Raw genomic sequence first — 12939 nt, forward strand, 5'->3', positions numbered from 1 at the left:
CAGGAGCGGAACCCGCCGACCACAGAGGATCGCCCATGACCGTTCGGCAGCAGACCGGGCCACCCCGGTCCGCGGCAGCACCGGTGGACTTCACCGACTTCTACCAGGCCCACTTCCACCGGATCGCCGTGCAGCTCTACGCGTACCTGGGCGACCACGCCGAGGCGCAGGACCTGACCCAGGAGGCGTTCTGCCGGACCCTGGAGCGCTGGGCCCGGATCAGCGGGTACGACGACCCGTCGGCGTTCGTCCGGCGGGTGGCCTGGAACCTGGCGACCAGTCGGCTGCGCCGGGTGCGTACCACCGTGCGGCACCGGGCCCGGCAGCGCGAGGAGCACGTGCCGGGCCCGCAACCCGACCGGGTCGCGCTCACCCGGGCGCTGGCCACCCTGCCCGCCAACCAGCGCCGGGCGATCGTGCTGCACCACCTGGCCCAGCTGAGCGTCGCCGAGATCGCCGAGCAGACCGGTGCCCCCGAGGGCACGGTCCGGTCCTGGCTCTCCCGGGGCCGCGCCGCGCTGGCCGGCTACTTCACCGAGACCGGATCGGAGGACGGCCGTGCCTGAGACCGCCATCAAGGAGATGTTCGCCGAATTCGAGGCGGCGGCGCGGGAGACCTTCCGCCCGCCGGGCGTACCCGCGGCGCAGCGCCGGGTCCGGGACCGCCGCCGCCACCGGCGGGGCATGCTGGCCGGCCTGGCCGCGCTGCTGCTCGCCGGCTCGGCCGGCGGGTACGCGGTCGCCCACCGTGGCGACCGCTCCGCGCCGCACCCCACCCCGTCCGGCTCCCCCTCGCCGGACGGGAAGCTGACCGAGCGCGAGGTCATCCTGCCCGGCTTCCCCGGCAGGCTGAGGGACCTGCGGTTCGTCGACGGCCGGGCCGGCTGGGCGCTCCTCGACACCTGCCCCGCGCCGGACCCGGCAGCCGAGGGATGCCGCCGTACCGTGGCGCGGACCACCGATGCGGGGGCGACCTGGCGGTCGACGAACGTGCCGGAGATTCCGCCGGGCTTCGTGCAACTGTTGCCCCGGGACGGCGAGCGGCTGACCCTGATGCTCGACCGGCGGTACCTGGTCACCGTTGACGGGGGCGTCACCTGGACCAGCCACTCGGGGGAGTCGCCCGCCGAGGAGATCCTGCGTACCTTCTCCACCCCCGGCGGGTTGCGCCTCGGCTGTCCCCACGCGACCGGTGACATCCGCGGGCAGATGTGCCGGCGATGGCAGGTGCTGCGGTTCGACGGACGGCCGCTGCCGCACCAGCCACCGGTGACCGTGCCCCCGGACTCGGAAGGTGCCCTGCTCGAAGGCGCCGACGGACGGCTCTGGCTCACCCTGGTCGAGCGGGACCAGCTGACCGTGGTGACCAGCGACGACCGGGGCGACAGCTGGCGAAAGATCCCGCCGGCCACGGGGGCTCGCCGGCTCACCGTCTCGCCGGACGGCCGCGAGGTCTGGCTGGTCCGGACCGACCGGCCGAATCGGGTGTGGCGGCTGGTCGGCGACCGGTGGCGGCCGGGGCCCGCCCTGCCGGACGACACGAGCCAGGTCACCGCGGTCGGGGCGGGTGCCCTGCTGGTCACGAGCTGGTACGGCGGGATCGGTTTCGTGGTCGACGGCCGCTACGTCGACATCCGGGAACTGCGCGACCTGCTGCGCGACGACCCTGAGCAGCACCCCGACATCGCGGCGCTGCCGGACGGCACGGTCCAGGTCCTCTACCGCAACGTGCGGCTGCTCGGCACCGGCCGGGGCGCCGACCGTAGCTGGATCGCCTTCTCCTGACGGACGCCCGCCCGGCCCAGCCGGACCTGTGGCGTCCGGTGCCGCCGACGGTCAGGCCCGGCGGTGCACCAGCCGGCCGGCGACCACGGTGGCCAGGCAGGAGCCGTCGTCGCCGAAGACGGCCAGGTCGGCCCGGCCGCCGACGACCAGCGCCGGCTGCCGGGGGCGATCCAGCACGGCCAGGCCGTTGCGGGCGGCGGCGGCCCGCAGTGCCGGGTCGGTCAGGTGGGCGGCGAGCACCGCGCCGACGCCGGCCCGGAACAGGGCGTGCACCCGCTCACGCGGGCTCGGCGCGGGCGGCGGCGGCCCGTCGTGCACCAGCGCCGGCCCGAGCGTCCCGGCCCACCGGCGCACCCGCACCCCGGGGTACGCCGCCGTCAGCTCGTCCAACGGCGCGACCGCCTCGATCCGGTCGCCGGTCACCAGGACCGCCTGGCCCGCCCGCGCCTCGTCGTCGGGCGTCAGCCGCAGCAGGTCGGCGGTGTGGACGGTGCGCACCGTCAGTCGAGGGTGATCGGGCCGAGGGTGGGCCGCTTCGCGGTGACGGAGTCACCGGAGGAGCGGCCGGTGAGGCGGCGCTTGACCCAGGGGGCCAGGTGCTGGCCAACCCAGCGCAGGTCGGCCGCACGGGCGGCCAGCCACGGGCTCGGTGCGGGGCGCTGCGGCACCAACAGCCACTCCTCGTCGCAACCGACCCCGAGCGCGGCGAGCACCTGCGCGGCGACCCGGCGGTGCCCGGCGGCCGACAGGTGCAGCCGGTCGGTGCTCCAGAGCAGCGGGTTGAGGTAGGTGTCGTCGGCGTACAGGTCGACCAGGATCGCACCGTGCCGCTCCGCGACCTCACCGACCACCCGGTTGAGCAGGTTCACCCGGGGGGCGACCAGCCGCTGCCCGGGCAGCCGGGCCATCACGTCGGCGAACCGGAAGAGGACCACGTCGGCGCCGCTGGACCGCAGCTCACCGATGACCGCGTCGAAGCGGGGGACGAAGGAGTCCGCGTCGAAGGTACGGCGCAGCACGTCATTGCCGCCCGCCGCGAAGCTGATCAGGTCGGGTTCCATGGCCAGTGCCGCCGGCACCTGTTCGGCGACGATGTTCGGGAACAGGCGGCCCCGGATCGCCAGGTTGGCGTACCCGAAGTCGGGCCCGGCCTCGGCGGCGAGCCGGGTGGCGATCAGGTCGGCCCAGCCGCGGTAGGTGCCGTCCGGATACGCGTCGTCCATGCCCTCGGTGAAGCTGTCACCAACCGCCACGTAGCTGCGCCAGCGCACCGCGCCTCCCTCTGACGTCCCGGCAGAGCTGCGCCGCCCAGTCTGTCACCGCGCCCGGTGTCACCGTGCGCCTCCGGCCCGCGACGTGGCGGAGGTCATCGAAGGGACGGATTCCGTCGCACCGACCGTGGATGATGTCGACCGGCTGCGCTGACCCGAACGGCGCGCACGAAGCGGGGCGGACCGCCGACCGGCGTGCCGCAGGTTCCGTCCGCCCAGCGGCAGGTCGACCTTCTTCCCGGTCCGGGTGTCCAGTCCGGCGTTGACGTCGAGTTCCCGCGCGACGTCGCCGGCGTCCTCGTTCGGCCCCCGCCGCAGCAGGGCGATCCGGGAGCCATCCGGCGACAGGCTGGCCACGTCGAAGGAGGCGTACCGGGCCCCGCCGCCTAGGCCGGGGATGAACCGCTGACCGCTGCCGTCGGCCCGGCTCACCGCCACCCGACCCGCACCGTCGGCGTAGGCCAGCACCCGGCCGTCGGCCGACCACAGCGGGTGGCATCCCTTGATCTTCCGGATTGCCTCGTACTTCCCCGAGGTCACGTCGACGACTCCCTGCTCCATCACCAGGTTTGGTTCGGCGCTCATCACGCGGGACACCAGCAGTTGCCGGGAGTCGGGCGACCAGGACCCACCGTTCGTGGCACCGGCTGCACGAGAGTGGCAACGCCGCGGCGTACACCCCGACCCCGGACCCGTCCACCACTACGGAGGCGCCGGCGACCAGCTCGGCGTCCGGTGAGCCCACCGCGACGATCGGCCGGCTGTACTACGGCCCGAAGCCAGGCAGCACCACTGCTGAGACCGCTCACCTCTGGTGCCTCGTACCCGGGGAGCCGACGCACTATGTCGACGCCAAGGTTTCGGTTATCCGGGAGCAGTCGATCTTTCGGGACTTCACCGAGCGGGTGACGGTCCTGAATCACGATATCCGGCCGGCGCACTTCACCGTGCGGGTGGAAATTGGCAGCGACTTCGCCGACTTGTTCGAGATTAAGGACGTACGGGCCAAGAGCGGGGTGACCTCGGTGCGCCCGGAGGACAGCCGCCTGTGCTTCCACTATGAGCGGGCCGGCTTCCGGGCGCGCCGCGATCATCTCCAGCACGGCCGAGGCCCGGATCGACGACGCGGGAATGACCTTCGAGATCTACGTGGCACCCCGGTCGTCCTGGCATACCGAGCTGCGCGTGCAGCCGATCATCCAGGAAGCCCGCGGTGACGGGGCCCGGACCATCTGGAACGTCTACCGGGAAAGGACCAGAGCAAGCCTGCGGCAGGATCTGGAGCGCTGGCTCGCGGAGACCCCCGGTTGATCTGCGACAACGAGCCGCTCCAGACGACGTACGAGCGGAGCATCGTCGATCTGGCCGCCATGCGGTACGCCTCGCTGACCAATCCTGCAGCTCCCTTGCCGACGGCCGGTCTGCCCTGGTTCATGACCATCTTCGGGCGGGACAGCATCTTCATCTGCCTGCAGGCCATGCCGTTCGCACCGCAGTTGGCTCCGCCCGTACTGCGCCTGCTGGCGCTCCTGCAGGGGGTGACGCTGGACGATTTCGAGGAGGAGGAGCCGGGGAAGATCCTGCACGAGTTCCGCTACGGGGAGTCAGCCGCGTTCGAGGAGCAGCCGCACACGCCCTACTACGGGTCGGCGGACGCCACCCCGCTGTTCGTGATCCTGCTCGACGAGTACGAGCGGTGGACCGGGGACGTCGAGCTGATCCATTGGCTTGAGCCCAACGCCCGGGCGGCGTTGGACTGGATCGACGAGTACGGCGACCTGCTCGGCAACGGCTACCTGTCCTACTGGCGGCGCAACAAGATCAACGGCCTGGAGAACCAGTGCTGGAAGGACTCCCCGGACTCGATCTCCTACCACGACGGCCGCCTGCCCCTTCCTCCCCGTGCCACCTGCGAGTTGCAGGGCTACGCCTACGACGCGAAGATCCGCGGTGCCCGCCTCGCCCGCCAGTTCTGGAACGACGCGGCCTACGTCGAGCGGCTCGAACGGGAAGCCGCCGAACTCAAGGAGCGGTTCAACCGCGACTTCTGGATCCCGGACAAGGAGTACTACGCGCTGGCCCTCGACCCCGACGGCAAGCCCGTTGACGCGCTCGCCTCCAACATGGGCCACCTGCTGTGGAGCGGCATCGTCGAACCCGCCCGCGCGAAGAAGGTCGCCCAACACCTGCTCGGCCCCAGCATGTTCTCTGGTTGGGGCATTCGCACTCTCGCCGACACCGAAGCCCGCTACAACCCCGTCGGCTATCACGTCGGCACCGTCTGGCCGTTCGACAACTCCATCATCGCCTGGGGGCTGTGGCGCTACGGCTTCCGCGAAGAAGCAGCCCGCATCGCCGAGGGCATCATCCAGGCGTCAGCAGAATTCGAGGGCCGCCTTCCCGAAGCCTTCGCCGGCTACGACCGTGCCCTGACCAACTACCCGGTCGAATACCCCACCGCGTGCAGCCCGCAGGGCTGGTCCGCCGGAGCCCCCCTGCTGTTCCTGCGCACCATGCTCGGCCTCGAACCCCACGAGAACCACCTCGCGACCGACCCGTTCCTGCCACCCTCCATCCAGCGCATCGAACTGCTCGACATCCCCGGACGCTGGGGACGGGCCAACGCATTCGGCCTCCGCACCGGCAGGCGCAAACGACGACACCACCAGTTCCCCGAGTAACCGCCGCGACCCGCGCCGCCTGCCGAATTGGATCGCCGCGCTGGCGGCACCGGTCGTACGCTGCGGCAATGCTGCTACGCATGTCGACTCTGCTGCTCCGGACCCTGCGCGAGGACCCGGCCGACGCGGAGGTGCCGAGCCACCGGCTCCTGCTCCGCGCCGGCTACGTCCGCCGCGCCGCCCCGGGCGGCTACACCTGGCTGCCGCTGGGCAAGCTGGTGCTGGACCGGGTCACCGAGATCGTCCGCGCCGGGATGGTGGCGATCGGCGACCAGGAGGTGCACTTCCCGGCGCTGCTCCCGGCCGAGCCGTACCGGACCAGCGGGCGGTGGGCGGAGTACGGCGACGACATCTTCACCCTCGCCGACCGGAAGGGCGCCGAGCACCTGCTCGCCCCGACCCACGAGGAGATGGCCGCGCTGCTGGTGAAGGACCTGTTCACCTCGTACCGGGACTTCCCGGTGACGCTCTTCCAGATTCAGACGAAGTTCCGGGACGAGGCCCGGCCCCGGGCCGGCCTGCTGCGCGGACGCGAGTTCCTGATGAAGGACGCGTACTCCTTCGACCTGGACGAGGCGGGCCTTCAGCAGGCGTACGACCGGCACCGGGCGGCCTACTCGAAGATCTTCGACAAGCTCGGGCTGGACTGCACCGTGGTGCACGCGATGTCCGGGGCGATGGGCGGGTCGGCGTCGGAGGAGTTCCTGGCCGCCACGCCGGTCGGCGAGGACACCTTCGTCGGCTGCACCGCCTGCGACTACGCGGCCAACACCGAGGCGGTGGTGACCCGGGCGCCGGTCGCCGGTGACCCCGACGCGCACCCGGCGACCGAGGTGCACGACACCCCGGAGACGCCGACCATCGCCTCCCTGGTCGACCTGGCGAACGAGCGCGCGCTCGCCGGACGTACCGACTGGACCGCCGCCGACACCCTGAAGAACGTGGCGCTGGCCGTCCGCCGGCCGGGGGTCGAGCAGGCGGAGCTGCTGGTCGTCGGCCTGCCCGGCGACCGCGAGGTGGACCTGAAGCGGGTCGGGGCGGCGCTGCACCCGGCCACCGTGGCGGTCTTCGACGACTGGGCGGGCCACCCCGAGCTGGTCCGCGGCTACATCGGGCCGCAGATCCTCGCCAAGCACGGCGTCCGCTACCTGGTCGATCCCCGGGTGGTCGCCGGCACCAGTTGGCTGACCGGCGCCAACGAGCCGGGCCGGCACGCCACCGACGTGGTCTGCGGCCGGGACTTCACCCCGGACGGGACCATCGAGGCCGCCGAGGTACGCCCCGGCGACCCCTGCCCGGCCTGCGGTGACGGCGAGCTGACCATGCGCAGGGGGATCGAGGTGGGGCACATCTTCCAGCTCGGCCGCCGGTTCACCGACGCCTTCGCGGTGGACGTGCTCGGGCCGGCGGGCAAGCCGGTCCGGCCCACCATGGGCTGCTACGGCATCGGCGTCTCCCGGCTGGTCGCGTCGATCGCCGAGCAGCACCACGACGACCGGGGGCTGGTCTGGCCGGCGGCGGTCGCGCCGTGCGACGTACACCTGATCGCCGCCGGCAAGGGTCCGCAGCTCGACGCGGCGCTCGACCTCGGCGGACGCCTCTCCGACGCCGGCCTGCGGGTGCTGGTCGACGACCGGACCAACGTCTCCGCCGGCGTGAAGTTCACCGACGCCGAGCTGATCGGCGTCCCGCGTGCCGTCGTGGTCGGTCGCCGTCTCGCCGAGGGGTATGTCGAGCTGCGCGACCGGTCCACTGGCGAGCGGACCGAACTGCCGGTGGCGGGCCTGGTCGAGCGGCTGCGCGACGAGGCGGACGCGACGCGCCGCGATCGGGTGTAGCGGACGCGCCAGGGGGTACCGCCTCGGGATCGACCGGAGGTGTTCGGAGGCTCTCATGTACCGGGTCAGCGATGTGATGACGAAACAGGTGGTCTATCTCCCGGCGGAGACCCCGCTGGAGGAGGCGGCCAGGGTGATGAAGGAGGCGGACATCGGTGACGTGGTGGTCACCGACGGCGCCACCCTCGCCGGCATGCTGACCGACCGCGACATCGTGGTGCGGGCCGTCGCCGAGCGGGCCGACCCGACGAGCACCACGATCGGTTCGATCGTCACCCGCGAGGTGGTGATGATCGAGCAGCACTGCACCGCGAACGAGGCGGCCGCGCTGATGCGCGAGCGCAACATCCGACGGGTGCTGGTCTGCGACAACGACCGCAAGCTGGTCGGCGTCGTCTCCCTGGGCGACCTGGCCATGCAGCTCGACCCGGACTCCGCGCTGAGCGACATCAGCGAGGCCGCCCCGAACATGTGATCCGCCCGACCCGGTGCCCGCTCCGCTGACCCCGAGAGGCACCGGGTTTCCGGCGGTAGCCTGGCGCTCATGCCCGAGATGCCGAGCAAGCTGGCCGAGATCGTCGACGAGTTCGCCGCCGCGCCCCGAGACGTGGTGCTGGAGATGCTGCTGGAGTTCGCCGACGTGATCCCGCCCCTGCCCGCCGGGGTGGACCGGGCCGAGCTGGAGCAGGTCCCGGAGTGCCAGACGGCGTTCTTCCTGCGCGCCGAGGTCAACCCGGACAAGACGGTGAGCACGATCTTCGACTGCCCGCCCGAGGCGCCCACCACCCGCGCGTTCGCCGGCATCCTCGCCGAAGGGCTGGCCGGGGCGAGCGCCGAGGAGGCGCTGGCCGTGCCGGACGACCTCTACCAGCGGATGGGGCTGGCCCAGGCGATCAGCCCGCTGCGGGTACGCGGTGGCACGGCGATCCTGGCCCGACTGAAGCGCCAGGTCCGGGAACAGATTTCCTGATCAACGGGTTGTCGCTGATCATGGAGATCGAGATCTACGCCGACGTGGTGTGCCCCTGGTGCTGGATCGGCAAGCGCCGGTTGGAGCAGGCGCTGGAGTCGTACGACGGTGAGGTGACCGTCCGGTACCGGCCGTTCCAGCTCGACCCGACGCCGGTGACCGAGCCGAAGCCGCTGGTCGAGGCGTTGAGCGCGAAGTTCGGTGGCCGGGAGCGGGCCGAGGGGATGGCCACCCACGTCACCCAGGTCGCCGCGACCGTGGGGATCGACATGCACTTCGACCGCGCGGTGGCTGCCAACACCTTCGAGGCGCACCGGCTGGTCCGGTTCGCCACCGAGCGCGGCCGCGCCGCGGAGCTGGTGGAGCGGCTCTACCGGGCGCATTTCCAGGACGGGATCGACGTCGGGTCGACCGACGCGCTGGTGAAGCTCGCCACCGAGGTGGGCCTGGACGAGACCGAGGCCCGCCAGTACCTGGAGTCGAACCTCGGCCGGCGTGAGGTGGCCGCCGATTTGTCGGCCGCGCACCAGCTCGGCGTCTCCAGCGTGCCGACCTTCGTGCTCGCCGGGAAGTACGCCGTCACCGGCGCCCAGGAGCCGGAGACCCTGCTCGCCGCCCTGCGCGAGGTCGAGCAGCGCGAATCCGCCGAGTGATCTCCGCCGATCTTGTTCCACGTGAAACAAGATCGATGAAGCTTGCCAGCTAGGCGGGCCTGGCCAGGTCCGCCACCACCGTTGCCCCGGGCAGCGCGCCGAGCGCGGGCCCGGGCAACGCGATCTTGCTGTGCCGTACGCCGGACCCGATGATCACGTGCGGCATGGCGATCACCCGCGAGTCCACCAGGATCGGCCACTCCTCCGGCAGGCCGATCGGGGTGATCCCGCCGTACTCCATCCCGGTCAGCTCGACGGCGTCGGCCATCGGCGCGAAGCTCGCCTTGCGCACGTCCAGCATCCGGCGGACCACGCCGTTCACATCGGCCCGGGTGGTGGCGAGCACCACGCAGGCCACGTACCGGATCTCGCCACCCCGCTTGCCGGCGACCACCACACAGTTCGCCGACTCCTCCAGCCCCACCTCGTACGCCGCGCAGAACGCCGCGGTGTCCGCCAGCTCGGCGTCTATCGGGGCGACCAGCACGTCGTCGACGTCCACCGGCGCCACCACCGGCCACTGCTCGACCGCGGCGGCGACCGGCGGGGCCAGCAGGTCCAGTCGGGTACGGGCAGGCTCCGTCTTCAGCGTCCCCATCACGGGAGCGATCCTCGCACCCGCCGTCCGCTTCCGCTCGGCAGCGTGCCGCCGTGCCCGCCAGACGGGACCCGCATCCCCGGCCCGATCCCCGGCGGGTTCAGTTGTTGTTGGACAGGAAGGCGTTCTCGCGGTTGAACTCCAGGTCGTGGGCGGCGGCGAGCTGCGCCCGGCGCAGCACCTCGGGGCGGTTCGCCTCGGCGTCCTCGATACCGTGCCGGACGCCCAGCCGGATCACGCCGTAGAGGAAGACGAAGCCGGCAACGTAGAGGATCACCGTGGTGACGAGAACCAGCATGCAGCCACGGTAGGGCGGCCGGAACCGCAAGAAGGTTTCATCTCCGGCCGGTTCCCCCGTACGTGTCAGCGAGGTGATCCGCCCAGTTCCGGGTGCCGGTCGGGGTAGCGCTGGTGGTGAGGCCGCCGGCGCGCAACTCCCGGCCGAGCCGCCCCGGAATCCGTACCGGCAGCGGTGGACGGTGCGAGCGGCGGGCCGTACGCCAGGCGCGCACCGCCTCGTCGAAGCGGAGCACCTGCGGACCGCCGAGCTCCTCGATCCGGTACGACGGGCCGGCGGCCAGCATCGCGACCAGCCGCGCCGCCACCTCATCCGGGTCGACCGGCTGGGCGAGCACGGCCCGGTCCCCGATCGTCAAGCCGAGCCGGCTGGCACCCCGCAGCAACTCCTCCAGGAACTCCGGGAACTGGGTCGCCCGCAGCACGCTCCAGGGCACCTGCCCGGCCGTCACGACCTGCTCGGCCGCGAGCTTGTGCCGGTAGTAGCCGAGCGGCACCCGGTCGACCCCGACGATCGAGATGTAGACCAGGTGCCGCACGCCGGCGTGACCGGCGGCGACGACCAGCCGGCGGGTGCCGAGCACGTCGATCCGGTGGGTTCGCCGGGTCGGTGAGGACGCCAGGTGCAGCACCGCGTCGATCCCGGTCACCGCCGCGACCAGGCCCTCGCCGGTGGCCAGGTCGGCCGCCACCCACTCCACCCCCGCGTCCGCCCGGGGCCGCCGGCTGACCGCCCGCACCGTCCAGCCCTCGTTTCGCAGCCGGGGCAACACCACCCGCCCGAGCCGCCCGCTCGCCCCGGTCACCAGCACCCGCATCGACCACTCCTCTCCGTGCCCTCCGACCGACGGGACGGCGGCGCGAATCGTGACTCAGCCCGCGCAGGCCCGTGCCGCCTCCGCCGATCATCACCGGCGCGACGACCGGGCGCGGCGCAATCGAAGCCCTCGCGAACGGGCAGGCGCCGGCCGGAGCCGGGTCAGCCGGCGGCCGGGCGGACCACCACCCGTCCCGCCAGCAGCAGACCGAGCAGCGCGCAGCCGGCCGCCACGGCCAGGGTGGCCGCGTAGTTCACCGGGCCGGGAGCCGCCCCGGCGGCCAGCACCGCGCCGGTCAGCGCCAACACGGTGGCCACGGCGAGCGAGTCGCCCAGTTGCAGGGCCGAGCTGTTCCGGCCCTGCTCGCCCGGCGCGGACAGCGCCAGGGTGAGCACGGACAGGGACGGGAAGAGCAGCCCCATGCCGAGACCCGCGACGGCCCACGCGAGCACGGCGAGGGCCACCGGAACGCCCGGCAGCACGGCCAGCGTGACGCCCGCCGTACCGGTCGCGACGCAGGCCAGCCCGGCCCGGGGCAGGGTGGCGGCGGACCGCGGCGCGGCGAGCCGGCCCTGGAGCCAGGAGCCCACCGACCAGGAGACCGCCCCGATGGTCAACACCAGGCCGGCCGCCGTCGGCGAGAAGGCCCGCTCCCGGGAGAACATCAACGGGATCACCACCTCCGCCCCGGCGAACGCCGCCGAGCCGAGCCCTCGCAGGCCGATCACCGTCGGGAGCCCCCGGGCGGCGCGCAGGAAGCCGGCGGGCAGCAGGTGCGGCACGCAGACCAGCAGGCCGACCAGCGCCGCCCCGGCCAGGCCGGCCGCGAGGAGGCCGCGCTGCTGCCCCCCGTAGTGCAGCAGTGCGGCGCTCGCCCCCGCCCCGCAGGCCCAGCCGATCCGGGCCGCCGCGCCAGCCGGCGGCGAGACCCGGGTCGCCGCGCCCAGCGAACGCAGCCCTGGCTGGATCAGCAGCGCCGCCGGCACCGCGACCGCCGGCACCGCGAGGAACACCCAGCGCCAACCCAGGTGCTCCACGATCACGCCGGCGACCGCCGGGCCGACCAGTGACGGCACCACCCAGGCCGCCGCGAACGCGGCGAAGATCCGGCGGCGCAGCTCCTCCGGGTACGCCTGGCCGACGATCACGTACAGCGCGACGGAGAGCAGGCCGGAACCGAAGCCCTGCACCACCCGCCCGGCGACGAGCACCCCCATGGTCGGGGCGACGCCGGCCACGGCGAGCCCGGCCACGAACCAGGCCACCCCCTGCCACATCGGGGCGCGCGGTCCCCGGGCGTCGCACCAGATGCCGGAGAGCACCATGGCGACCACGCCGGAGGCGAACGGGCCGGCAAAGGCGAGCGCGTACAGGGCCAGCCCGCCCAGGTTGCGGGCGACCGTGGGCATCGCGGTGCCGACCGCCAGAGCCTCGAAGGCGAGCAACGAGACCAGGGCGACGCTGCCCACGGTCATCGCCCGCAGGGACGGGGCGAAGAGGTGTACAGGTGGGCCCGCCGGCGCGGCGGTGGCGGTCGACATGGGCTCAAGCCTCGGACCTCAACCCGGATTGAGGTCAACGGTGAGCCCCGTCTCGTCAGGCCGACTCGAGCGCCTCGCCCACGCCCTTCACCACGCCGGACAGGTGCTGGTCGGCCAGCAGGTGGCCGGCGGTGATCACCAGGGCCATCGGCCACTCGATCACCTTGAGCGCGGCCAGCACACCCAGCCCCGCGTAGTAGGCGACCTTGTCCGGCGGGGGCACCATCACCTCGCCGAGCATCGGGATCTCCACCCGCCGGCTGTACGTGCGGATCGACTCACGCCCCCCGCTGAGGCTCCGCGTCAGTGTGCTCATCTCCGCCTCCCCGTCTCCGGCCACGACATCGACGTCCGAGCCGCATTCCACCCGCTGCCCGGTCCATGCGCCGGGCAGCGGAGAAACTTCCCTTGGCCAGGGGGCATAACGGACGCCACGCCGGGAAATCGGGCCGCCGGACGGAACGCGGGAGGCGACGATGGCATACGG

14 protein-coding genes and 1 pseudogene are annotated in these 12939 nt (G+C 72.9%); 7 read left to right on the top strand and 8 right to left on the bottom strand.

What is annotated here, in order from left to right; translation table 11 throughout:
* The first annotated feature begins 35 nt into the window (after positions 1-35).
* Together ACL02O_RS00080 and ACL02O_RS00085 are read left to right on the top strand one after the other, a co-directional pair.
* Entirely contained in the window at positions 36-566 is a 531-nt protein-coding gene (locus ACL02O_RS00080; RefSeq protein ID WP_412815842.1) for a SigE family RNA polymerase sigma factor, read from the top strand.
* Entirely contained in the window at positions 559-1785 is a 1227-nt protein-coding gene (locus ACL02O_RS00085; RefSeq protein WP_412815843.1) for a hypothetical protein, read from the top strand. Before ACL02O_RS00080 ends, ACL02O_RS00085 begins: the two co-directional genes overlap by 8 nt.
* A gap of 51 nt (positions 1786-1836) precedes the next feature.
* On the opposite strand, the gene ACL02O_RS00090 is transcribed toward ACL02O_RS00085, so the two are convergent.
* Genes ACL02O_RS00090 through ACL02O_RS00100 form a run of 3 tightly spaced genes read right to left on the bottom strand, consistent with a single transcriptional unit; the run spans position 1837 to position 3641 of the window.
* On the bottom strand, positions 1837-2283 hold the full coding sequence (locus ACL02O_RS00090) for an imidazolonepropionase-like domain-containing protein (protein ID WP_412815844.1): 447 nt from the start codon (positions 2281-2283) through the stop codon (positions 1837-1839).
* Between the two features lie 2 nt (positions 2284-2285).
* A complete protein-coding gene (locus tag ACL02O_RS00095) occupies positions 2286-3056 on the bottom strand; it encodes an SGNH/GDSL hydrolase family protein (protein WP_412815845.1) in 771 nt (256 codons plus the stop codon).
* A gap of 60 nt (positions 3057-3116) precedes the next feature.
* A complete protein-coding gene (locus tag ACL02O_RS00100) occupies positions 3117-3641 on the bottom strand; it encodes a TolB-like translocation protein (RefSeq protein ID WP_412815846.1) in 525 nt (174 codons plus the stop codon).
* A 233-nt stretch (positions 3642-3874) separates the two neighbouring features.
* Between ACL02O_RS00100 and ACL02O_RS00105 the strand changes: the two are divergent.
* The 5 genes and pseudogenes from ACL02O_RS00105 to ACL02O_RS00125 all read left to right on the top strand — a co-directional run.
* Positions 3875-5737 (top strand): annotated as a pseudogene (locus tag ACL02O_RS00105) (glycogen debranching N-terminal domain-containing protein); the annotation flags it as partial.
* 68 nt (positions 5738-5805) lie between these two features.
* A complete protein-coding gene (locus ACL02O_RS00110) occupies positions 5806-7575 on the top strand; it encodes a proline--tRNA ligase (RefSeq protein ID WP_412815847.1) in 1770 nt (589 codons plus the stop codon).
* A gap of 55 nt (positions 7576-7630) precedes the next feature.
* Positions 7631-8050, top strand: a complete 420-nt coding sequence (locus ACL02O_RS00115) for a CBS domain-containing protein (protein WP_412815848.1) — start codon at positions 7631-7633, stop codon at positions 8048-8050.
* Between the two features lie 69 nt (positions 8051-8119).
* A complete protein-coding gene (locus ACL02O_RS00120; protein WP_412815849.1) occupies positions 8120-8545 on the top strand; it encodes a SufE family protein in 426 nt (141 codons plus the stop codon).
* 20 nt (positions 8546-8565) lie between these two features.
* Positions 8566-9198, top strand: a complete 633-nt coding sequence (locus ACL02O_RS00125) for a DsbA family oxidoreductase (protein WP_412815974.1) — start codon at positions 8566-8568, stop codon at positions 9196-9198.
* 49 nt (positions 9199-9247) lie between these two features.
* On the opposite strand, the gene ACL02O_RS00130 is transcribed toward ACL02O_RS00125, so the two are convergent.
* The 5 genes from ACL02O_RS00130 to ACL02O_RS00150 all read right to left on the bottom strand — a co-directional run bounded on the left by ACL02O_RS00130 (position 9248) and on the right by ACL02O_RS00150 (position 12768).
* Entirely contained in the window at positions 9248-9796 is a 549-nt protein-coding gene (locus ACL02O_RS00130; protein WP_412815975.1) for a YbaK/EbsC family protein, read from the bottom strand.
* A 100-nt stretch (positions 9797-9896) separates the two neighbouring features.
* Positions 9897-10094, bottom strand: a complete 198-nt coding sequence (locus ACL02O_RS00135) for a hypothetical protein (RefSeq protein WP_412815850.1) — start codon at positions 10092-10094, stop codon at positions 9897-9899.
* 37 nt (positions 10095-10131) lie between these two features.
* The gene (locus ACL02O_RS00140) at positions 10132-10911 is read right to left on the bottom strand and encodes an SDR family oxidoreductase (RefSeq protein WP_412815851.1); all 780 of its coding nucleotides are present in this window, start codon (positions 10909-10911) and stop codon (positions 10132-10134) included.
* Between the two features lie 161 nt (positions 10912-11072).
* Complete coding sequence (locus tag ACL02O_RS00145) at positions 11073-12452, bottom strand: MFS transporter (protein ID WP_412815852.1); 1380 nt, start codon at positions 12450-12452, stop codon at positions 11073-11075.
* A 55-nt stretch (positions 12453-12507) separates the two neighbouring features.
* Positions 12508-12768, bottom strand: coding sequence for a hypothetical protein (locus tag ACL02O_RS00150; protein ID WP_412815853.1), 261 nt, complete (start codon positions 12766-12768; stop codon positions 12508-12510).
* Between the last annotated feature and the right edge of the window lie 171 nt (positions 12769-12939).

Source organism: Micromonospora mangrovicola, assembly GCF_047200535.1.
In the GTDB taxonomy this organism is placed as follows: domain Bacteria; phylum Actinomycetota; class Actinomycetes; order Mycobacteriales; family Micromonosporaceae; genus Micromonospora.

Excerpts from the sequence above, each read along its gene's own strand:
- ACL02O_RS00110 (WP_412815847.1), top strand. The coding sequence starts at position 5,806 with ATGCTGCTACGCATGTCGACTCTGCTGCTCCGGACCCTGCGCGAGGAC.
- ACL02O_RS00150 (WP_412815853.1), bottom strand. The coding sequence starts at position 12,768 with ATGAGCACACTGACGCGGAGCCTCAGCGGGGGGCGTGAGTCGATCCGC.
- ACL02O_RS00115 (WP_412815848.1), top strand. The coding sequence starts at position 7,631 with ATGTACCGGGTCAGCGATGTGATGACGAAACAGGTGGTCTATCTCCCG.
- ACL02O_RS00125 (WP_412815974.1), top strand. The coding sequence starts at position 8,566 with ATGGAGATCGAGATCTACGCCGACGTGGTGTGCCCCTGGTGCTGGATC.
- ACL02O_RS00080 (WP_412815842.1), top strand. The coding sequence starts at position 36 with ATGACCGTTCGGCAGCAGACCGGGCCACCCCGGTCCGCGGCAGCACCG.
- ACL02O_RS00130 (WP_412815975.1), bottom strand. The coding sequence starts at position 9,796 with ATGGGGACGCTGAAGACGGAGCCTGCCCGTACCCGACTGGACCTGCTG.
- ACL02O_RS00140 (WP_412815851.1), bottom strand. The coding sequence starts at position 10,911 with ATGCGGGTGCTGGTGACCGGGGCGAGCGGGCGGCTCGGGCGGGTGGTG.
- ACL02O_RS00120 (WP_412815849.1), top strand. The coding sequence starts at position 8,120 with ATGCCCGAGATGCCGAGCAAGCTGGCCGAGATCGTCGACGAGTTCGCC.
- ACL02O_RS00135 (WP_412815850.1), bottom strand. The coding sequence starts at position 10,094 with ATGCTGGTTCTCGTCACCACGGTGATCCTCTACGTTGCCGGCTTCGTC.
- ACL02O_RS00145 (WP_412815852.1), bottom strand. The coding sequence starts at position 12,452 with ATGTCGACCGCCACCGCCGCGCCGGCGGGCCCACCTGTACACCTCTTC.
- ACL02O_RS00100 (WP_412815846.1), bottom strand. The coding sequence starts at position 3,641 with ATGAGCGCCGAACCAAACCTGGTGATGGAGCAGGGAGTCGTCGACGTG.